Origin of the sequence: Quyinboa sediminis, assembly GCF_042219855.1 — a bacterium.
Classification (GTDB): Bacteria; Bacteroidota; Bacteroidia; order Bacteroidales; family UBA5342; genus JBHJHP01.
In genome coordinates, this window is record NZ_JBHJHP010000009.1 from 1 (window position 1) to 19,904 (window position 19,904).

Here is a 19,904-nt window from a genome sequence, read left to right on the forward strand (position 1 = left end):
CGCAGTTGTCTCTTTTGTCCTGTCAGTTCCTTTCCCGTCGGAAAGAAACTGCCACGACAGCATACCGCGGGAACGTTAGGCACAAGCTTAAAACAAAAACAACCATGACTAAGTCACAAAGAATTATTCTAATAATATCGCTGACTACTATAACTTCAATATTCGTAAGTTCTTGTTTTAGACATTACTTTAGAATAATTGGTTCAGGAGAATTGAAAGCCTATAACAGTGAGAATACTGAAATTGATACTGTTTATTCAATATTTCGATTAGACAATGTGTGTGAGATTCTTTACACGGAAAATGTAAATTTAGGAGGTATGATTCAAAATTCATACGCAACATCTATAGCAGAAGTTCCTGAGAATAACTTAATAGATTCTACTTTTCAAATTACTTGCAGCAAAGATTTTTTATATAACGATAGTTTAATAGGTGCAAATACAGATTTCTCAAAAATTGAAAGTTTAGAAGTTTATGTTTATAATAGATTCATTGAGGTATGGTTCAATGATGAATTTATGAAGAATTCCAACTTTAAGAATGATTGGTTTAATTTCGAGATTACAATAAAAACTTGCGATGATTTATTAATTAATAATGAATTAAAGCTTTATATGAATGTTAAAAAAGCCAGTGCCTAACACACGGTATAGTGCATGGCAGTTCTTTTAAACCAAAAACACAAACGTTCGCGCAAAGCTCATTTCGTCCTGACAGTTCCTTTCACGGGTGAAAGAAACTGCCACGACACCATACCGCGGGAACGTTGGGCATAATAATGAGAAAGACTGCAAACTCTAAACACATATTGATTAAAATAGCTTATTGATAATAAAACAAACGATGAAAACTGAAACATTCTTTTGGATTATTATAGGAATATTTGGACTGATTGCGTTTTTAGGGTTGATATTAATATTACAGGATAAAGAGAAAACAGGAAAGAAACTAGTAAAATTATCAGGTTTTTTTATAGTATTCATTTTTTTCTTTTTTATTAATGCACCAAGGACTCGATATTATTCTTTGTATAGCGAACAAAAATTTTGGAAAGAATATGGATTGCCCCAAATTGATTCTTGTATGTACCTTGATTACTTAAATAAAGATAAAATTTCATATTTAAGTTGGTGCAAGGATAGTGTGTTACACTTCAGAAAATCAATAGAATATGACATTTTTGATATTTACTCGATTGAAGATGTGTTTATGAATAGAAAAGAGTCTAAAACACTGACTTACTATTTCATTAAACCAAACATACTTAGAGATTCAAGTCTGATAGTGACCATAAATAATGATACAATTTCAAAAATGGAAGGAGACTTGATTCTGAAAGATTGGAGGCTATATAGAAGAGCATATCATGTAAATTTTAATATATATTAAAAAGATAAAATTACTATGCCCAACACACGGTCATAGTGCATACGGTTTTGTTTTAATCTGCGATTCCAAATTCCGTATGCCGTCGTTTTCGGCTTGACAGTTCCTTTACCGTAGGAAAGAAACTGCCACGACACCATACCGCGGGAACGTTAGGCCCCATGACTATAACCACATAAACGGATTGATAGTTATGGATCTCTTAAAATCTGAAAAACAAACAAATAGTGGGGTATATGGCGCGATTTTTGCTTAAATTGAAACAATTAAATCATATGCTTTTAAAAAAATCACTTAAATATTGATCATCATGAAATCGGTTTTTACATTGACATTGATACTCGCATTATATTCTTTAAGTTGCGTTTCACAGGTAAAGGTAAAGCTTAACTTAAGTAACGACTCAATTCATCAATCATTGAGATTAAAACCCCTTCAATACAGCAGCATTCCTTTTGAACTCAGAACCAATCCCTTTTCAAACGGCTTATTGGATTATAACAAGTACTTAAATAAACCGGAAATAAAGTTCAATAATCACGACTTTTTAAAGGATAAAACAGATTTAACAATGGATCATCCTGTAATTTACTTTATGCCCTGTGTAAAAACAGATATTAACAGCAGAATGCCCGTTTTAAAACCGGATACCATTACCAAATACTCACTGCTGATAAAAAAGCTTCAATAATGCGCGTTGTACAGTCGTCCTGAATGTATTTGGATTTTTAATACCTTGCATAACCTTTACGTTATGAGACCTTATATATTTAAAGATGAAAAAGGATATCATCCCGTTTTATCAATCCGGCGATAAACTAATTGTTAAGTCAGATGACTGCAGTTTATATGATTCGGACGGGAAAGTCTATATTGATTTTGAATCCGGCGTTTGGTGTGCAAATATTGGTCACAGCAATACGCAAATTATCAAACGTGTAACGGAACAGATCAACACATCCATACATCATGGCTATCAGTTCAGAAATCAATATGCTGAAGACCTGTCTGTAAAACTGCAGCAACTGATTGGTTTTGAAAACGGAGCCAGCGTTTTTTTAAGCTCCGGCTCGGAAGCCGTAAACCTTTCCATAACCTTAGCCAGATATTTTACAGGTAAAAATAAGATTCTGAAGATTGATAATTCCTATCTGAGTGCCTTCGGACCGGGACAGATTTCGGATGAGAACGATGTCCTGGTAAATATTACCTTTGATGATACCGGTTCAATTGAAACAATTGATTTTAATGACATTGCAGCCTTTGTCATGGAAACAGGAGGTGCCTCAGCAGGTATGGTACGGTTTCCATCAGAAGATTTTATTCATCAGCTGACAGAAGCCTGCAGAAGACATAACTGCCTGATCATTGCAGAAGAGGTTACCACAGGTATGGGAAGAACCGGAAAGTGGTTCGGCTTTCAGCATTACCGTGTTATTCCTGACATTTTGGTGACAGGGAAAGCTTTAGGTAACGGATTTCCCATCAGTTCAGTTACCTTAAACGCCCGGCTCGCAGATCAGTTCGGGCTACATCCTTTCAGGTATGCACAGTCACATCAGAATGATCCTTTGGGATGCTCCATTGCCCTTGAGGTCATTAAAGTTATAGGGGAACAAAAGCTTATTGATAAAGCAAGGACAACAGGAGGGTATTTCAGAAGTAAGCTGGAAAACTTACGCCGAAGATTTCCTGAAAAGATTAAAGATATCAGGGCACGCGGTTTAATGCTGGCTATAGAATTTACAGAATTAGTTAACGGAGAATGGATCAGTCAGCAGCTTTTTGAGAACGGTTTGGTAACAGGGTTCAAACAGAATACCCTGAGGTTTTTACCTCCACTGACAATTCAACACAAAGATATTGATCAATTAACGGATAAACTGGATGATTTACTGGCATGACGTAAGACAACCTGACAGTAGTAAAGGTGAGTACTGTTTACATGCTTCATAAAACTGCAACAGTCTTGGTTTTGATCTGTTAATGAGGGCTGTATTTTAATTTAAAATGATTATTTTTAGGAACTATGGATAGAAAATCGTTTGTCAAAAGTACTTGTTTTGCAGGAGCCTGTTTTTGTGGATTCAGTACCATTTCAGCTTTTACGGATAACAGTGCATCTGAAAATCAGGATAAGGATAAACCGCTTTATCAGCAATGGTTATCGAATCTGCTTTCTGACCTGAACCGGGATATTGATGAAGAGACCCTGAGAAAAATTGTAAAAAAGTCGGCGGAGGCACATTACATAAGCCTGAACATGGATGCATTACTTGCTGATTATGTCGGTGATTTAGATAAGTTTAATGCGTATATTGAAAGTGCCTGGGGATGGAAGATTGATTACGACAAAACAACAAAGGTTTTAATTGCCGATGAAAACAAAACATATTGTGTGTGTCCCGTTCTGGAACACAATAAGGAAGTTAATACCTCCGCAATCTGCTACTGTTCAGAAGGATTTGCTGAAAAAATGTTTTCGGTGGTAACCGGTGCAGCTGTTCACGCAAAGGTGATCAGTTCGGTTAGAAAAGGTGATAAAACATGTAAATATAAAATTGAAATTGCCTGACATAATATGATCCATAAAACTGATATCCATGAAAAAACCTGTACTTATTCTCCTGTTATTAATTCTTTACCTGAATTGTCACGCCCTGAACAATAATATGTTCTGGTTTTCCAGGTCCCTTATAAATCCGGCAGAAAGCGGATTACATCATAACCTTTATGCAGCATCTACAGGAAGAGTACAATGGTTGGGGCTTTCCGGATCTCCATCACAATACAATGCACTCGTCGATCTGAAAATAAACGCCATGCAGGCCGGAGCAGGCTTAAACTATTCTTTCTATAAAGATGGTTCGGTTAAAACAAACAGTTTTAGTGCTAATTATGCCTTACAGCATACATTTAAAAACCAAAGCATAGTAAGCTTCGGCTTATCAGGAGGTTTTACGAACGGGCAGTTTCAAAGGGAGGAGTATGCTATTATCTTAAAATACCTGAGTCCCGGGTTTGAGCTGCAGGATGATTACAGGTTTGCATTTTATAATCTTAAACTGGGGGTTGCATACAAAACTACCCATTTTGAATTGGGATTGAGTTCAAACCATGCCATTGGTTCGCAAGGTTTAAAACCTTACCTCAACCAAATGCGTATGTTTCATCTTACAACTTCTTATCGCTTTGATGCCGGTCCAAACCTTGATATCACTCCCCATGTTTTAATCAGCACGCATGATTTAGAAAATACTTCGTTCACATCCGCAGTTTTGCTGAATTTCAGAGATAGAATGTGGACAGGAGTGAATTACAGATACGACAAGGGATTTGGAATTATGATCGGATGTGATATATCAGGGATGTTCAGGATCGGATATAATTACGAAACCTATTTTAACGGAGAGCGGAGATACACCTATGGGAGTCATGAAATAATTCTGGCCTTTCTGTTAAGGTAGGCAAAGAAGAGAAAGAAATCCGGTAGTTGTTCCCTAAAAGGCTTCCGGTATATAGAGGCAAATTACTGTATTCAATTAGTGAACTTGTTGAAAGTAAGATGGTTTAATAATATATCTTTACACATATACACGTGAAACAAATGCAAGTTATGAAACTAATCCTGATACTTCCCTTAATCGCTTTGGTAATGAATTCCTGCGGGAAAGAACCTGCTGACTGGAGCGGTCCTGTGCTGAGTCAGCCCCGGCTGCAATTGACCGTTGACCACTTACTTAAAGCACAAACATTTCCCCTTACAGACATGAGCTTTTTCACCATGCCGGAATGGGCTCAGCCAGCTGTCGAATCGTTTTCCGGATCTGTTTCATTCTCCGATTCAGAAATAACTTATCCCATTGAAAGAGCTTATTATCCGGGTGAAAATATCTTTCCGGGAATCACGCTCGATTTTATCAGTCATGATGAGGAGCTAATCCCCGTTCGCCAGATTTATATGGTAAACGGGCAGTCCACTAAGAGCGGTTGGAATGTTATTGTTGGAACAGGGAAAGTATGGCATGAAAATGTAGACGGTGAATGGAGCCGGGCATCTTTTCCACTGTCATTAACTGACAGCCATATTGGACAGATCCGGAATTGCGTTGCCACATTTGTTTATAAGCAGGATTCCATCAGCAGGGTCTACATACAGAGCAGCCAGGAAACAGCTGATCTGAATGATCACCAGGTTGGGAATATGCGTGTGGTATTAAAGGCCACATATAGACCTAAAACTTATACTGATTCACTTGCGGTAATTGAAGAACGGAACCGGATAAAAGCTGACAGACTGCCTGTTTATCCGCTATCTGTTATTGATACACATCATGACCTGGCCGGTTATTTTGATAAAAAACGAACTACGAATGCCCCAACAAGTCTTGGTGCCGTCATAATGGACAAAAAAGTGTATCTGCAGCCACCGAAAACACGTCATGGTCTGTATCCCTATCCCTGTGAGATGCGTCATGCCGTATACTCTGTAACAAAAAGCATGGCCGGCGCACTTGCATTGTTCTATTTTGCCCAACGGTATGGAGAAGAACTATTTGACGCGCTTATCACTGATTATGTGCCGGTATTGCGTAACCTTCCGGAATGGCAGAATGTAACCTTTTCGCAAACTTTGAATATGGTAACAGGAACAGAAGGAGGAGAAGATGCTGCAAGGCTTTATGAAATACTTGTAAAACCACTTACAGCAGAAGAAGCGATTAATAATATTGCAGGGCTCGGGGACAAAGAAGGAAGTCCGGGAGAACATTTCAGCTATGCATCCACAAATCTGTTTGTTTTGTCATATGCCCTTCAGAACTATGTAGAACAGAAAGAAGGATCGGGAGTTCGGTATTGGGACCTGGTTCATGAAAACGTACTTGTACCATTGGGTGCTGAGGATTTTATCGTACTCCACACCATAGAATCCGATAATTCTGATGGTCTTCCGATTCTGGCTTACGGAGCATGGCCCACGCTGGATAATGCCGCCAAAATCGCTTTACTTTTCTCTGAAGAAGGCTACTATAACGGACAACAACTTCTAAGCAGGGAAAAGTGCCGTGAAGCTATGGGGCGCACGGCATGGAAAGGATACAGTACAGGAAATGATTACAGGGGTAAGTACTACCGGCATTCTTTTTGGGCTACAGATGTGAGCGCAAACGGTTGCGATGTAGATGTAACATATATGTTGGGGTATGGTGGAAATTATGTATGGTTCTTCCCCAGCGGGGTAATTGCACTCCGCTTTATGGATGAATATGACCTGGAATTTAAGGATCTTGTAAAGGCTGTTGAGCGCATCAGATCCTCCTGTCAGTAAAATGCAGGTGAAGCTTTTCAACCATAGCCTATCCATCAATCCTCATCACGATCGGATTGTCAGAACAGCATAAATACGATGTACCATGAAAAACTACTTAAAGACTGACTGGGATTTTAATTCAGAACAGCTGGTTGAGTTGTACGATGAACTGCCGCTGTGGGCAGCGCCTTTCGGGCTTAAATTACTGGATAATATTATCTATAAAAAAAGTATCAACGCGTTGGATATTGGCTTTGGATGTGGTTTCCCACTCACAGAACTAGCCATGCGGCTGGATCAGAAATCTTTAGTCTATGGTATTGATCCATGGGAACGTGCCATTGAACGAACAGCAAAGAAAATCCACTTTTACAACATCAAAAACGTCAGACTTATTAATGGTGTAGCAGAACAAATCCCCTTGAAAGACAATTCTATAGACTTAATCATCAGCAATAACGGACTGAATAATGTTGAGAATCAGGGAAAAGCTTTGGCTGAATGTTCAAGAATCATAAAAGCCGGCGGACAGTTCATTCAAACGATGAACCTCAAGGATACCATGGCAGAATTTTACACCGTAATGGAAAATGTACTCACAGATATGAATCTGACGGCTTCTGTTGATTTGATGCATAAACACATTTATAAAAAACGAAAACCGCTGGATATATATCTCAAACAGATTGAATCACAGGGGTTCATAATTACAAATACAATAAAAGATAAGTTTGAATATAAATTTGTAGACGGCACTACATTGCTCAATCATTATTTTATCCGGCTCGCTTTTATTGACAGCTGGAAAGAAATTGTACCGCCGAACAAACAGGAAGAAGTATTCGACCGCATCGAAAAGGATTTAAACAGCAACTCAAAAAATGGAAATACTATTATTCTCAGCGTGCCATTTGTTGTTATCGATGCCCTAAAACAATAAATTATACACAGAACATACAATTTTTTTTGTATTTTTCTAAACAGAGAGAGCATATCCCGAAGTAATCCTACATTATGCAGAAGAACAGATTATTTTTAAGTAACACATTGATATAGGAATAAATGACAAGGTTCAGACCGGAAGGCAGAAAATACTATAAAACAGGTGTATCCGGATATATCGGAGCCGGAAACAACCCTATGGTCTATTCTCAAAGTCCGTCTGCATCTTTTGCACGACTAAAACAACTGTATGGTGATCACCTGGAAAACTATCACCATGTGCATAAAATCTCTAAATCTGAAAAAGAAATCTCAGAAGAGGTAAAACGCAATATCAGGAAGCAGGTGAAAAAAGAAATCCGTGCTACATATCGCAAACGCACAATAGCTCTTATTATCAGCACAGCCATCGTTACCGGTTTTATCTTTGCCGTTTATTATCTTTTGCTTCATTTTTTCCCTTCTCTGGGTTAAATAAACGACAACATGAGAAAGCGCTCACATGTATTGCCTTTTTTTCAAAAGCACTCAGTTTTCCTGAAAAGTAGTTGTAAATTTAACCTTTAATTCAAGCAGGAAACGCGTAAATAATATTCATTAACAGCAGAAAAATGACATAGATGAAGTGGATTGCAATTTTTATTTTCATGCTACCCCTGACTGTTTTGGCTCAGAGCGTAAACATAAAGGTGGATACGCTTGACAACAGCTTATTCAAACACGATAGTTACTGGCGGGGTGCAGATGGCGCAGCAAGCGTTCCTCTGAATTCCGGGAAGGTACTGTGGCTATTCAGCGATACCTTCATCGACAAGAAAGGTAAAGGAAAAAGATCTGCTTCTCCCAAAATGATTCGTAACAGTATAGCCATACAGGATTCAAATACCCTGGAATCGAAAATGACCTTTTACTATAACGGAAAAGGTAAAAATGCCGATGATTTTTTCCAACTTCCCGGCGATAACTGGTTCTGGACAGGGCACGGAATAATGATAAAGGATAAACTTGTTGTTTTTCTTATGGAAGAAACGGCTACACATACAGGAATTGGATTTGAAGCAATTGGCTGGTATTTAGCTATTATTAATAATCCGGAGGAGACGCCCGATAAATGGATTATAAATTACTATAAAGGTCCGGATACCTTTGGTGTAATAATAGGTTCTTCAGCTGTATTAAAAGATGATGCGTTTGTATATGTTTTTGGCGTTAAAGAGCCGGCAACACATGAAACGTATCTGTTACGTATTGCAGCGGATAACCTGGTGAATGGAAACCTGAAAAACCTGGAATGGTGGGTAAACTCTATATGGACAAGCAATATAACAACGGCACCCATCTCTTCTTCTTTGTTTACAGGTCAAACTGAATTTTCTGTGCATTTTGACCAGAACATAAACAAATTCGTACAGGTTCAGACCTATGGGATGGGGCAGGCTTCTATCGGGTACCGTCTTGCAGATAAGCTTTACGGCCCCTGGTCTAAACCTGTTCTGTTTTATACTCCGGCTTTAAAGAATAATAGCGATTTTGTTTATACAGCCAACGCGCATCCTGAATTCCTTACAGACGGACTTATCGTGACTTATAATATTAATAGTGGTGATCTTAACCGACTAATACACCATGAAGAAATCTACTTTCCGAAAATCATTAACATAAAGCCGGGAACAATTTATTAAATATAACCCCATAAATTGTAGTTTTGAATGTCATATTTATAAATTGCATATATTTGAGATATTATATCATAAGATAAATATTCTGAATCAACCATGAAAAAAGTGAAATATATTCCATTGCTTTTACTTCTTACAATACCATGTTTAAATGGTTTTACACAAAAGCTGCAGACGCCTGAGTGGATAAAAGGAACCTGGCAAAATTCCTTTGAATCAAATATGAATCATTTCATATACTGGACCTTTTACACGGACAGTATAACACAACAAACAGGAGGCATAAATAGCCCGGTAGAAAACCTGAATTCAACATTTGCCGGTTACCAGGTGACCACGGCATCTAACGACAGTATATTTCGGATCCGTTTTATCAAAGATACGGATGATGTATGCTATGAGTTTAAATATCACAGTTATAATGGCAGTGACATCCCCCAGCATTTCATAACCATCAGCACCATAAAAAACGGGAATGTTACCGGAAATCATGATCCCTTTGCTTCCGTTATCTTTTTTAAACAGTGATAGAAACTGTTCTATATAGGGATCGGTTGTTTAATTCATAAAAAAGCTGACCGGTACCCGCGGTCAGCTCAAATTTTAAGTAGAAAACTAATAATACCTAACATTCTGTTATGTAACAAAATGATTCTTTACAGGGTGATGAAGAAAATGGAATTTCTATATCACCTTCATATATCGGGTCGTTCAGAACACTTTTAAATCAATCCCAGCGGCGTTTCGCTGATCATCGGACTTTAAAGGATCAAAATCAGATTTGTTTTCTAACCCTTTAAACTGATTTTGAATTCACTAAAATTACAAATAAATCGCTTTACAAAAGAAATTTACACAATCGCCTCAAGTACCAAAATGCGGGATTTATTTCCCAATTTAATTACTGCCGTTTTTTCCGTTATAATGGAATGTATCATTTAAAAAGACAACAACCTTGGGATAGGTTTCTTCAAACCACGGATGAAACAACCAGAATGTATGTGGTGTTCCTTCAATCGTAAAAATTCTGTAGTCAATACCATTATCCTTCAGAATAGCCACATACTCGTCCCTTCCGGCATGAAAACGTGGCTGGCTACTGTTAATAAAGATGGTCGGAGGTGTTTTAGGGCCAGCGTAATACAATGCTGATGCCTGTTTCCACAGATCCGGACGTTGTTTATAGGTCGCACCAAACCATCGTGTTCCGGCTGAAGGTTTTGCGGGATCTTCATCTTTGGCACTTTCTGCAGGATCAGTAAAATCAACAACTCCGTCAATATTCACAATGGCCTGTACTTTATCCGAGACTTTTTCCCCGAAATCGAAAGATTTAAAGATCGGATTCTGCCCGGTTGTTCCAACAAGTGCTGCCAGTGTCGCACCCGCAGATGCGCCCAGTGTTGCAATACGGCTTGTATCAATATTATAGTCTGAACAATGCAACTTCAGCCATTTAACAAATGTTTTTAAATCCAGAACTCCTGCGGGATATATGGCTTCTGGTGAAAGTCTGTATTCAACAGCAGCAGCAAAATACCCATCCTTTGCCAGGTTCTCTGCAAGTGGAACCATGTGGGCCTTCGTTCCTGAAGCCCAACCTCCACCATGAATCAGAATAACTGCCGGTATTTTTTCGTCTCCGTTTTTCACCGGAAAAAACAGATCCGCATGTAAATCCCGCTCACCGGTATTATAATAAACAACATTGCGTTTTTCTTTTACACCGGGATACGAAACATCCTTTACAAGAGTAACCTCAGGGTAATATTTTTTGATTTTTTTTAATGCACTATTCAGGTTATATGATGTATCTCTGGGGTAATCAATCTGCTGACCACTCACTGTGAAACAAATGGCTGCAAAAAGAAATAACAGCTGTAAAAGTCTATTTCTCATCATAGCTTTTGCTTAATTCAATGGCAGATAAAATTACCGGCGCAACACCTTTCTGATCATTATCAACCTGTTTCTCAGAAATATAATAATCATAGTCTCCCATCCGGTAAGGATTATTACCTCCTAACCCACAACCGCCTACGGTCTGAATAAGAACAGGAAGTCCTTGCTCATCTTCTGTAACCAGGTTCTCACGAATACTCTTTAGTGATTCCTTTGCTATATCCAGATACTTTTCATCAAGATAACCATGTTTTGCTCCCTTAGCATAAGCATAGGTTATCATAGCACTACCCGATGCCTCAATATAATTCCCTTCTTTTCCTCCCATATCCATCACCTGATACCATAATCCGGTCTGCTCATCACGTACCTTCAAAAGAGCATCACTTAATTCCTGCAGTATGGCAATCAGTTTTTCTCTACCGGGATGATCCTGAGGAATATAATCCAACACATCCACAATTGCCATAATGTACCAACCTGTTCCCCTGCTCCAGAAATGCATCGACTGACCTGTTTCAGGATTACACCATTTCTGCTGTTTACTTTCATCCCAGGCATGATATACCAGGCCTGTTTTCTCATCCTTCACATGTTTATATATTTCTGTAATCTGAAAAACCACTTCATCATACCACTCGGGTTTATCAAAATCGTGTGCATAACGTGCCAGGAATGGTGATGCCATATAAATTCCATCGAGCCACATCTGGTAAGGGTAACGTTTTTTATGCCAGAACCCACCTGATTCAGTTCTGGGTTGTCCTTTCATCTGTTCAACAAGGGTTTTTATAGCTATCTGGTATTTTTTATCACCGGTTTCACTGTAAAGTTCCAGCATATTTAATCCGGGTCTTACCCTGTCAATATTGAAGTCTGACATTTTATAGCCGTCAATATGTCCATCGTCATGAACAAAGTAGTCAATGTAGTCCTTATTGTATTTGGCATACTTTTTATCGTATTTCCCCAGTTTGTTCATGGCTGAGCCTAAAAATGCATAGTCATATTCATATTTGGGTTTATTACCGTTATAATGAATAAGACTATCGTTTCTTGCCATAACAGCATCGGCAAACTCAAGTGCAAAATTGATGGTATCGTCACTTTTTTCAGCTGCCTTTTTGTTGCTTCCACAACCGGCGGCAAGAAGCAGGATCGTAAATAAATATAAGATTTTCATGTTAGCATAATTTGTACAGGAGCAAAAATACAATCTCCTTACTATATTTATCGGGTTATATTTACCAGTTTGCGGGTTAGAACATCTTTCCTGTACCATGTTACCTATATACAACACCGATTTAATAATCTGAAGAAAAAAAAGTGTAAACAGACCTTAAAGGTTACATGGAAATAATTTTGAGTTCTGTACGACGGTTAATACCATCATATGGATTTTCTTTATCTAAAGGTTGTGAAAATCCATATCCTTTGGTTTGCAATCTTTCCGGCTTTATGCCATTATTAATAAGATATTCTTTAACCGATTCCGCACGGTTTTGCGAAAGTTCCCTGTTGTATTCATCAGTCCCTTTCCCATCTGTATGCCCGCCAATTTCAATAATAACCGAAGGATTATTTTTGAGCAAAGCAACCAGTTTATTCAATTCAATAAATGATTCCTTTTTCAGGGCATATGAATCGAATTCAAAATAGATGTTTTTTAACTCAATCTTTGTCCCTGCTTTCATGGGTTGCAGAGGAATATCCTTATTCACCGGCTCAGTAAAATCCTGCTGTTCGCTAAGGGTGAACCGGTCAGAATAAAACATATAGCCTTCTTTACTGACATTCAAAGCATAATTACGACCGACGGGCAGACAAAGCAGGAAAGTACCGTCTTCTGCAGAGTGGGCTTTTGACACCTGTCTGCCTTCTTCCAGGTCTGTCAGCTCAAATTCTGCGACCAGTGCTTTGTTATTATCCGCATTATAAATGTTTCCCTTAAAGTATGTAACCGGAATAGGTTGAAATTTCTGCGGTAATGGGATTGCATAAATATCCTTATCCTTCCTTTCACCGGAAAAAGCTTCAGAAGCGTAGTAGGCCCGCGTTCCAAGTGCATTTACAGTAAAACCGATTTCATCACGGTGCGAATTGATCGGGTAGCCAATATTTTCGGGTTCCTGCCATTCACCGGCACTGTCCTTTCGACTCATAAAAATATCATGTCGCCCTAATCCCATATGTCCGTCAGATGAAAAATAGAGGGTCTGATCATCAAAATGAATATAGGGCGACACCTCATCTTCTTCAGTATTGATGACAGGTCCCGCGTTTTTTACTTCTACTATTTTAATCTGTCTGTCAGCACTTATCTCCAGATTGGCAATCCATATATCTCTTTTACCATAGCCTCCGGGGCGGTTACTGCAAAAATATAACGTATGTCCGTCTGAAGACATAGAAGGGTGGGCTTCCCAATATGTTGTATTTAAAGGACTTCCGGGATTCACCGGTTCACTCCATCCTGATGCGGTATGGAAGGATATAAAAATATCACACTTCCCCGAACCTTCAGCCCTGTTGCACGCAGAGAAAAACAGTATTTCACCATCGGGTGAAAGAGACTGTGCACCTTCATTATTTGGGGAGTTCAAAGGTGCCGCCAGAGGAACTGATTTACTCCAACCGCTGTCCTTACGGTAACTTTCATAAAAATCTTCCTGATACTCTGTCAGATTTCCTCTTTTTGTTTCAACAAGAACCGTGGTTATTAACCGGTTTTCATCGGCACTGATAACCGGCCAGTAATCATCATATTCCGTATTTACTTCAGGCCCCAGATTTTCTGGTTGAAAAGGTTCCGGATGAGCAACAAGGTTCAGAGCAAAATCACACCGCCTCTGGTTGTATCGGGCATATTGCACCAGATTGGAGTTACGGGCACCATACTTCTCAAGTGTGTTGTATATATCTTTTGCTTCACTGTAGCGGCCTTCATTAAAGAGCGCTGTACCCAGTTTTATAAGCGTTTCATCATAATAAGTGTAAGATGGATTATCTGCTGCTTTAAGGGCATTGATCTGTTTGTCATATTGCCGGTTGATTTCATAGATGGTTGCCTTAAACCAATAGGCTTCACTAAAGGATTTGTCTTTTTTTATTGCTTTGTCCAATAAATCAATGGCCTCATCATACTGACGGGTAAAATATTTATCACGGGCTTCAGCATACGCTTTCTGTGCCGATTTTTTAGATGTTGACAACAACTGTGCGGAACTATCAAATCCCGCTAAAAGAAATAAAAATACTATATTATATATCCAAAACTTATTCATCCAGCGGTGCTGCAATTATCTCCCTTGTTTTGTCAATTAACTTATTCATCTCGTTCCTGTCATGGCTGTCGATCTTTACCGGGTCATGAATAAAAATTTCAATCTTACCTTTTGACCCGAGAAATTTTCCCGGTGTTTTTACCTTGTAAGCCCCTTTTATTGTGATAGGTACTAAATCCAAACGCATATCAAAGGCAAAATGGTATGCACCTTTCTTAAAAACTTTAAGTTTTCCGTCACGACTTCTGGTTCCTTCGGGAAAAAACATGATACTGACACCCGGTTTCAGTGTTTCCCTGGCGGCATTAATTGAATCGATGGCAGCCTGAGAATTAGAGCGATCCACGGCGATCTGTCCCGACGCTCTCGTTGCCCATCCGAACAACGGTATTTTGGTCAGCTCTTTTTTCATCACCCACCGGATATTGTAGCCAATCCAGCCAAATATGGTATATATATCGAACGAACTTGCATGATTGGCTATCAGAATGTAGGATTTTGACGGATCCAGCTTCTCTCTTCCGTATACTTTTACAGGGGTTAACGATGAATATACAATGCTCCGCCCCCAAAATAAACCGATATGGTGACTCACTCTGTCGGGTCCTATCAGTGGAAATAAAATAATACACAACAAGGCGCTGATAATTGTAAACAGCACCTGAAGCGGAATAAAAACGATGACGAAATAAACTTTATATATAAAATTACCGATTGCCTTCATACTTAAACATGTCGTTTATACAATTCCCTTGTGCCGGTTATTGGAATTGCAAACATACTTTATATTGGGAACAGAATAAAAAATAGCACGTTAAATCGTCTCTTTGACATTCAGATTATCGCGTATTATACACTATCGTCTGTATATTCAAGAATTGCTGCCGGGAAATTAACAAGGTAAAGTTTGTCTGTCGCCCTGGTGACTGCTGTATACAACCAGCGTAAAAACTCCAGATCAACCATTTCGTCTGTGATGTAACCGAGATCAAGGTAAACATGTTTCCACTGGCCCCCCTGAGATTTATGACAGGTAACTGCATAGCCGTATTTAACCTGCAACGCATTATAAAAAGGATCTTCCCGCATTGTCTTCACCGTTTCTTTTTTGCTTTTCACATCCGGATAGTCTTCCAGTATTTTAAAATATAATTCCTGCATCTCAGAGGAAGACAGAGATGGGCCATCGTGCATAATACTTCCGGTATTAATGGTTACATCAAGTTCATAATTGTTATAATCGGGAAAACGCAGGGTAACTTCAGCAAAACGTTGATCGTAAAGATCTGTAATACCCCTTATACTTACAATTTCAGCCATATCACCGTTTGCAATAAAATCGAGTTCCTTTATTTTTTCTGTCCAGTGATAACTGTTTTTAACCACCATCAGATAATCTCCGGTAACGATTTCTTCCTCTCTGTAAAGCACCGTGCTTCTGATACCCTGGTTAAAAAGATTGGCGCGTTTATTAGAACGGGTTATGATGATGACGTTTTCAACGCCTACACTGTCATAAGATGCACTGACCTGTTCACTCAGATACTCTCCTGAAATTGAAATAACATCTCTGCCATTCACACTAAACTTAGGTATAGAGGAAAAATTCTTATCTGCCAGCTGTTTTCTTATTCTGGTTGCCATACTTAAAATACCGGAATCGGAGGTTTGCCTCAACACTTCGCGCAGGGTGAACTCCAAAACATCGAGTCCATAGCCTCTTAGCATACCAGGGTCCAGAGCCGGACTCAGTATAGTTCCTACAGGGGGCAACTGGGCCAGATCACCAATGAAAATAATCCTGCATCTTGCACCTTCGTAGACATATTTTATCAGTTCATCCAGTAAATCACCGGACCCGAAGAGGTTTAGCTCGTCACCTTTATTTGTAATCATGGAAGCTTCATCCACGATGAATACGGTATCCTTACTTTTATTAAAATCGAGGCTGAATGAACCGGCTCCAAGTGAATCCGGATCAACACCGGGATTTTTCTGTCTGTAAATTTGTTTATGAATTGTATAAGCCGGAAAACCACTCATTTGTGAGAGCACTTTAGCTGCCCTCCCAGTTGGCGCCAGCAATACAAAAGATTGCTGAAGCTGAGAAAGCGTTTTAATAAATGCACTGATTACGGTTGTTTTGCCTGTTCCTGCATATCCTTTCAATAAAAACAGAGAAAATACGTTATCAGATAAGTAAAAGTTGGTCAGCATATCTATAAGCTCCAGCTGCTCTCCGGTTGGTTCAAAGCGTAGTGAACTTGTAAATATGGCTTTAAAGTGGTTCTCTAACATTTTTTAGTTTAAATTTCCAAAAACCAAAGTAAGAAACAATTTTTTTTTAAATTTGCACGGTAAGATGAAATTCTCTTCTAATTAACATAAAACGAAATAAAACAAGATGAAACAAGCATTACAGGTTATCCTTCTCATTCTCATCGTCGTTATGGCATATCTTGTGATTGACAGCCCGATGAAAAAAATACGTTTCGATCAGGAAAAAGCGAAACGGGAAGAAGCTGTTAAACTTCGCCTGATGGACATCAGAACAGCACAGATAGCTTACAAGGAAAAGTACAAACATCACACTGCCAGCTTTGATACTTTAATCAATTTTATTGAACAAGATTCTCTTCCTATCGTACTTAAAGAAGGTATCCTGACTGATTCAATGGTAAATGCCGGAATGACTGAAGCAAAAGCCATTAAGTTAGGTCTGATCGTTCGTGATACATCTTACATTCCTGTTGCACAGGATTTATTTGGAAAAGGTTATGCTGCCGATTCTCTGCGATTTGTTCCTTTTGCCGATACAGCCCAGTTTATTATGGGTGCTGGAAGTGTAACGACAGCTTCAAACGTTACAGTTCAGGTATTTGAAGCCAAAACACCATATGAAGTATATCTTCACGGTCTGAATCCTCAGGAAATTACAAACCTGAAGTTAGAAGCTGAAAAATATGAACGTTATCCGGGTATGAAAGTGGGTGACCTGGAAGAGGCTAATAACTATGCTGGTAACTGGGAATAATTTATGTTATTTCAATGCATGATATTCTAGTTTTATCACCGGCATTTAATAAAGAAAATACAAATCAATACATATTATCCATCCAGCTCTGTCTGGATGGATTTTCTTTTTTGGTCTGTGACTCTCTGAGCAACAAATTCATTTATCTGAAACATAAACCCTATGGTACGGATAAATCTGTTAAAGATCAAACATTAACTTATCTTAAAACAGAAGAGCTGCTTCATTTAAACTACAAAAAGGTCGTTATTCTTTATGACCTTTCTCCTTCAACCTGTATTCCGTCTGTTTTATATGAGGAAGATCAGAAAGAGCTTTTTTACTTGAAGAATTATAAAACGGACAGGCACAGCACCATCCGCTCCGATAAGACAGATCCACTAAGCTACATATCAGTTTATCCTGTTGATACCGATATACAGAATACTCTGGAGCAAAAATTTACCAATCCGCTTATTGTACACCACAATACAGTAAAAAACTGTTCTTTACCCGGAATATCTGATAGTTATATAAAACTGACTATCAGACAAAGCAGATTCTCAATTTCAGCCTATAAAAATAATACGCTGCAACTGGCCAACAGTTATTCCTATCAGAATGAAGATGAGTTTCTTTACTTTTTCCTTTACTGCTTCAACCAGTTGAAATTAGATCAGATGAAAACTGTTGTCGAAATTGACGGTATAGTGCCTAAACATGCCAGTGTAATCAAACAACTTGAACGCTTCATCAAAAACGTAACCTTTTCCGGATGGCCTGAAGCTTTTAATTTTGCCAATGATTTTTATGATCTGCCGGCCCATTATTTTACTCACTTATATGCCAGTCTGTTGTGCGAATAATATCAGGAAAATATAAAATCAGAACCCTACCAGGTCCCAAAGGATTTACAGCAAGGCCAACCACAGATTTTGCAAAGGAAAACCTGTTTAATGTACTTAAAAACAATTATGTACTCGAAGATATCAAAGCGCTTGATTTGTTTGCCGGTACAGGCAGCATAAGCCTGGAACTTGCATCCAACGGGTGCAGCAGTGTTTTGACTGTAGAAAAGAACCCCAAACATCTGGCTTATATCCAGTCCATTATTGACAGACTAAACATAGCCGAAATAGAATTAATGCGTGGTGATGCCCTTAAATTTATTCAACGAACACTTTTAAAGTTTGATCTTATTTTTGCAGATCCGCCTTACCAAATGAAAGGGATAAGTGCAATACCGGATATTATTTTTGAACGCGGTCTTTTAAATCAGGATGGATTGTTTATTCTGGAACATTCAAGGGAGTACAATTTTTCTGATCATCCCGGGTATACACAAAAAAAAGTCTACGGCAGCGTTAACTTTTCATTTTTTCAGCCGGTTTAGACTTTAGCCTTTTCCTGTCAACCCTTGTTATAAGTATCAAAGAAACCGCTGTTAAAAGCATCCCTGAGATTGTTATAAAATCCGGTTTCTCCGAAGAAATGATTATCCAGCTGAGCATTACACCGGAAACCGGAACCAAAAACTTCCACATATTCAGACTTGAAACTTTGATATTTGGCCTTCTCAGTAAGCTGAACCATATAGAGATTGCCACAGCACTTAGCATGCTCAACCATGATAACGACAACCAGTATTCAAGGGGAAATGGTCCGGTTTGAAATCCTTCCAGTGGTACGGAGAGTACGAATAATCCCAGGCCTCCCAATACAAGTGTGGTGGAGCTCAGCACGATAGCAGGCACTTTCCCCTTGGATTTTGCAATAACAATATTGGCAAATCCCCCCAGTGTGTTACTGATAAGCAAAAACAATACGCCCAACAACTTAAAATCTTCCGATCCTGAAGCTTTTTTGCCCACACTGACCAAAACGATTCCTGAAAATCCCAGCAACATCACCAACGCTTTTCTCAATGCCATCTTATCGTTATCCATCATAAAATGTGACATAAATGCGATGAATAAAGGTCCACTACCCACAATGATGGCTCCTATTGCTCCGGGAACACGGCTCATTCCGTTATAGAAAAAGGCATACAAACCAAAAACATGCAAGAAACTGACCAGCAGAATAAATGGAAGGTTTTTAATTATTATATTAAAGTACCCTTTGCTTCGCATGGCAAGCGGAACAAGCATCAGCCCCGAAAGGGTAAATCTTATGCCGGCAAACTGCAAAGGTTGAGTATACTGTAAACCCACCTTTATCACAGCAAATGCTGATGACCATAACAGACAGGCTATGATTGCCAGAATTATAGTGTTTGTTTCACGTTTCATTCAGGCCACAAAAGTAGACCATTTTATGCTTTTTAAGCACAAGAAAAAAAGAAATAAACAACACTCCTTCCTATCTGCTTGCAATTCAGGAAA

General features: G+C 38.7%; 20 protein-coding genes. 14 read left to right on the plus strand and 6 right to left on the minus strand.

Features of this window, described 5'->3' with window-relative positions; genetic code table 11:
- From ACE1EF_RS17780 to ACE1EF_RS17830, 11 genes are all read left to right on the plus strand, one after another.
- Positions 1-644 (plus strand): hypothetical protein (locus ACE1EF_RS17780; protein ID WP_375722048.1); only part of this gene is annotated, 644 nt, incomplete at its 5' end.
- Positions 645-846: 202 nt separating this feature from the next.
- Entirely contained in the window at positions 847-1,392 is a 546-nt protein-coding gene (locus ACE1EF_RS17785; protein WP_375722049.1) for a hypothetical protein, read from the plus strand.
- Positions 1,393-1,807: 415 nt separating this feature from the next.
- On the plus strand, positions 1,808-2,080 hold the full coding sequence (locus ACE1EF_RS17790; RefSeq protein ID WP_375722050.1) for a hypothetical protein: 273 nt from the start codon (positions 1,808-1,810) through the stop codon (positions 2,078-2,080).
- Between the two features lie 85 nt (positions 2,081-2,165).
- The gene (locus ACE1EF_RS17795) at positions 2,166-3,293 is read left to right on the plus strand and encodes a class-III pyridoxal-phosphate-dependent aminotransferase (protein ID WP_375722051.1); all 1,128 of its coding nucleotides are present in this window, start codon (positions 2,166-2,168) and stop codon (positions 3,291-3,293) included.
- Positions 3,294-3,418: 125 nt separating this feature from the next.
- Entirely contained in the window at positions 3,419-3,964 is a 546-nt protein-coding gene (locus tag ACE1EF_RS17800) for a DUF6144 family protein (RefSeq protein WP_375722052.1), read from the plus strand.
- Between the two features lie 28 nt (positions 3,965-3,992).
- Complete coding sequence (locus ACE1EF_RS17805; RefSeq protein WP_375722053.1) at positions 3,993-4,856, plus strand: PorP/SprF family type IX secretion system membrane protein; 864 nt, start codon at positions 3,993-3,995, stop codon at positions 4,854-4,856.
- A 149-nt stretch (positions 4,857-5,005) separates the two neighbouring features.
- Positions 5,006-6,718, plus strand: a complete 1,713-nt coding sequence (locus ACE1EF_RS17810; RefSeq protein ID WP_375722054.1) for a serine hydrolase domain-containing protein — start codon at positions 5,006-5,008, stop codon at positions 6,716-6,718.
- A gap of 85 nt (positions 6,719-6,803) precedes the next feature.
- Positions 6,804-7,640, plus strand: coding sequence for a class I SAM-dependent methyltransferase (locus ACE1EF_RS17815; protein ID WP_375722055.1), 837 nt, complete (start codon positions 6,804-6,806; stop codon positions 7,638-7,640).
- Between the two features lie 122 nt (positions 7,641-7,762).
- Positions 7,763-8,116: a hypothetical protein gene (locus ACE1EF_RS17820; RefSeq protein ID WP_375722056.1), complete on the plus strand. Its 354-nt coding sequence runs from the start codon at positions 7,763-7,765 to the stop codon at positions 8,114-8,116.
- Positions 8,117-8,262: 146 nt separating this feature from the next.
- Entirely contained in the window at positions 8,263-9,324 is a 1,062-nt protein-coding gene (locus ACE1EF_RS17825; protein ID WP_375722057.1) for a DUF4185 domain-containing protein, read from the plus strand.
- A gap of 93 nt (positions 9,325-9,417) precedes the next feature.
- Positions 9,418-9,849 (plus strand): hypothetical protein, encoded by a 432-nt coding sequence (locus tag ACE1EF_RS17830; RefSeq protein ID WP_375722058.1) that lies wholly within the window; start codon positions 9,418-9,420, stop codon positions 9,847-9,849.
- 369 nt (positions 9,850-10,218) lie between these two features.
- On the opposite strand, the gene ACE1EF_RS17835 is transcribed toward ACE1EF_RS17830, so the two are convergent.
- The 5 genes from ACE1EF_RS17835 to ACE1EF_RS17855 all read right to left on the minus strand — a co-directional run bounded on the left by ACE1EF_RS17835 (position 10,219) and on the right by ACE1EF_RS17855 (position 16,805).
- Complete coding sequence (locus ACE1EF_RS17835; protein ID WP_375722059.1) at positions 10,219-11,223, minus strand: alpha/beta hydrolase fold domain-containing protein; 1,005 nt, start codon at positions 11,221-11,223, stop codon at positions 10,219-10,221.
- Positions 11,210-12,406 (minus strand): glycoside hydrolase family 88/105 protein, encoded by a 1,197-nt coding sequence (locus tag ACE1EF_RS17840; RefSeq protein ID WP_375722060.1) that lies wholly within the window; start codon positions 12,404-12,406, stop codon positions 11,210-11,212. The genes ACE1EF_RS17835 and ACE1EF_RS17840 overlap by 14 nt, the downstream gene beginning before the upstream one ends.
- 163 nt (positions 12,407-12,569) lie before the next feature.
- Positions 12,570-14,507 carry an OmpA family protein gene (locus ACE1EF_RS17845; protein WP_375722061.1) on the minus strand — a complete coding sequence of 646 codons (1,938 nt, stop codon included), beginning with the start codon at positions 14,505-14,507 and terminating at the stop codon, positions 12,570-12,572.
- Positions 14,500-15,231 carry a lysophospholipid acyltransferase family protein gene (locus ACE1EF_RS17850; RefSeq protein ID WP_375722062.1) on the minus strand — a complete coding sequence of 244 codons (732 nt, stop codon included), beginning with the start codon at positions 15,229-15,231 and terminating at the stop codon, positions 14,500-14,502. Before ACE1EF_RS17850 ends, ACE1EF_RS17845 begins: the two co-directional genes overlap by 8 nt.
- A gap of 125 nt (positions 15,232-15,356) precedes the next feature.
- On the minus strand, positions 15,357-16,805 hold the full coding sequence (locus tag ACE1EF_RS17855; RefSeq protein WP_375722063.1) for an ATP-dependent DNA helicase: 1,449 nt from the start codon (positions 16,803-16,805) through the stop codon (positions 15,357-15,359).
- Positions 16,806-16,911: 106 nt separating this feature from the next.
- Here ACE1EF_RS17855 and ACE1EF_RS17860 point away from each other — a divergent pair, with 106 nt between their 5' ends.
- The 3 genes from ACE1EF_RS17860 to ACE1EF_RS17870 are packed head-to-tail and all read left to right on the plus strand — an operon-like array spanning position 16,912 to position 18,913.
- Complete coding sequence (locus tag ACE1EF_RS17860; RefSeq protein ID WP_375722064.1) at positions 16,912-17,541, plus strand: hypothetical protein; 630 nt, start codon at positions 16,912-16,914, stop codon at positions 17,539-17,541.
- A gap of 14 nt (positions 17,542-17,555) precedes the next feature.
- The gene (locus tag ACE1EF_RS17865) at positions 17,556-18,386 is read left to right on the plus strand and encodes a DUF3822 family protein (protein WP_375722065.1); all 831 of its coding nucleotides are present in this window, start codon (positions 17,556-17,558) and stop codon (positions 18,384-18,386) included.
- Positions 18,377-18,913, plus strand: a complete 537-nt coding sequence (locus tag ACE1EF_RS17870; RefSeq protein ID WP_375722066.1) for an RsmD family RNA methyltransferase — start codon at positions 18,377-18,379, stop codon at positions 18,911-18,913. Before ACE1EF_RS17865 ends, ACE1EF_RS17870 begins: the two co-directional genes overlap by 10 nt.
- Here ACE1EF_RS17870 and ACE1EF_RS17875 read toward each other — a convergent pair.
- Positions 18,885-19,811, minus strand: a complete 927-nt coding sequence (locus ACE1EF_RS17875; protein ID WP_375722067.1) for a DMT family transporter — start codon at positions 19,809-19,811, stop codon at positions 18,885-18,887. The genes ACE1EF_RS17870 and ACE1EF_RS17875 overlap by 29 nt on opposite strands.
- Positions 19,812-19,904: the final 93 nt, after the last annotated feature.

Bases quoted from the DNA above. Each gene is read 5' to 3' on its own strand.
- ACE1EF_RS17785 (WP_375722049.1), top strand. From the start codon at position 847: ATGAAAACTGAAACATTCTTTTGGATTATTATAGGAATATTTGGACTG.
- ACE1EF_RS17795 (WP_375722051.1), top strand. From the start codon at position 2,166: ATGAAAAAGGATATCATCCCGTTTTATCAATCCGGCGATAAACTAATT.
- ACE1EF_RS17800 (WP_375722052.1), top strand. From the start codon at position 3,419: ATGGATAGAAAATCGTTTGTCAAAAGTACTTGTTTTGCAGGAGCCTGT.
- ACE1EF_RS17805 (WP_375722053.1), top strand. From the start codon at position 3,993: ATGAAAAAACCTGTACTTATTCTCCTGTTATTAATTCTTTACCTGAAT.
- ACE1EF_RS17810 (WP_375722054.1), top strand. From the start codon at position 5,006: ATGAAACTAATCCTGATACTTCCCTTAATCGCTTTGGTAATGAATTCC.
- ACE1EF_RS17815 (WP_375722055.1), top strand. From the start codon at position 6,804: ATGAAAAACTACTTAAAGACTGACTGGGATTTTAATTCAGAACAGCTG.
- ACE1EF_RS17820 (WP_375722056.1), top strand. From the start codon at position 7,763: ATGACAAGGTTCAGACCGGAAGGCAGAAAATACTATAAAACAGGTGTA.
- ACE1EF_RS17825 (WP_375722057.1), top strand. From the start codon at position 8,263: ATGAAGTGGATTGCAATTTTTATTTTCATGCTACCCCTGACTGTTTTG.
- ACE1EF_RS17830 (WP_375722058.1), top strand. From the start codon at position 9,418: ATGAAAAAAGTGAAATATATTCCATTGCTTTTACTTCTTACAATACCA.
- ACE1EF_RS17835 (WP_375722059.1), bottom strand. From the start codon at position 11,223: ATGATGAGAAATAGACTTTTACAGCTGTTATTTCTTTTTGCAGCCATT.
- ACE1EF_RS17840 (WP_375722060.1), bottom strand. From the start codon at position 12,406: ATGAAAATCTTATATTTATTTACGATCCTGCTTCTTGCCGCCGGTTGT.
- ACE1EF_RS17845 (WP_375722061.1), bottom strand. From the start codon at position 14,507: ATGAATAAGTTTTGGATATATAATATAGTATTTTTATTTCTTTTAGCG.
- ACE1EF_RS17850 (WP_375722062.1), bottom strand. From the start codon at position 15,231: ATGAAGGCAATCGGTAATTTTATATATAAAGTTTATTTCGTCATCGTT.
- ACE1EF_RS17855 (WP_375722063.1), bottom strand. From the start codon at position 16,805: ATGTTAGAGAACCACTTTAAAGCCATATTTACAAGTTCACTACGCTTT.
- ACE1EF_RS17860 (WP_375722064.1), top strand. From the start codon at position 16,912: ATGAAACAAGCATTACAGGTTATCCTTCTCATTCTCATCGTCGTTATG.
- ACE1EF_RS17865 (WP_375722065.1), top strand. From the start codon at position 17,556: ATGCATGATATTCTAGTTTTATCACCGGCATTTAATAAAGAAAATACA.
- ACE1EF_RS17875 (WP_375722067.1), bottom strand. From the start codon at position 19,811: ATGAAACGTGAAACAAACACTATAATTCTGGCAATCATAGCCTGTCTG.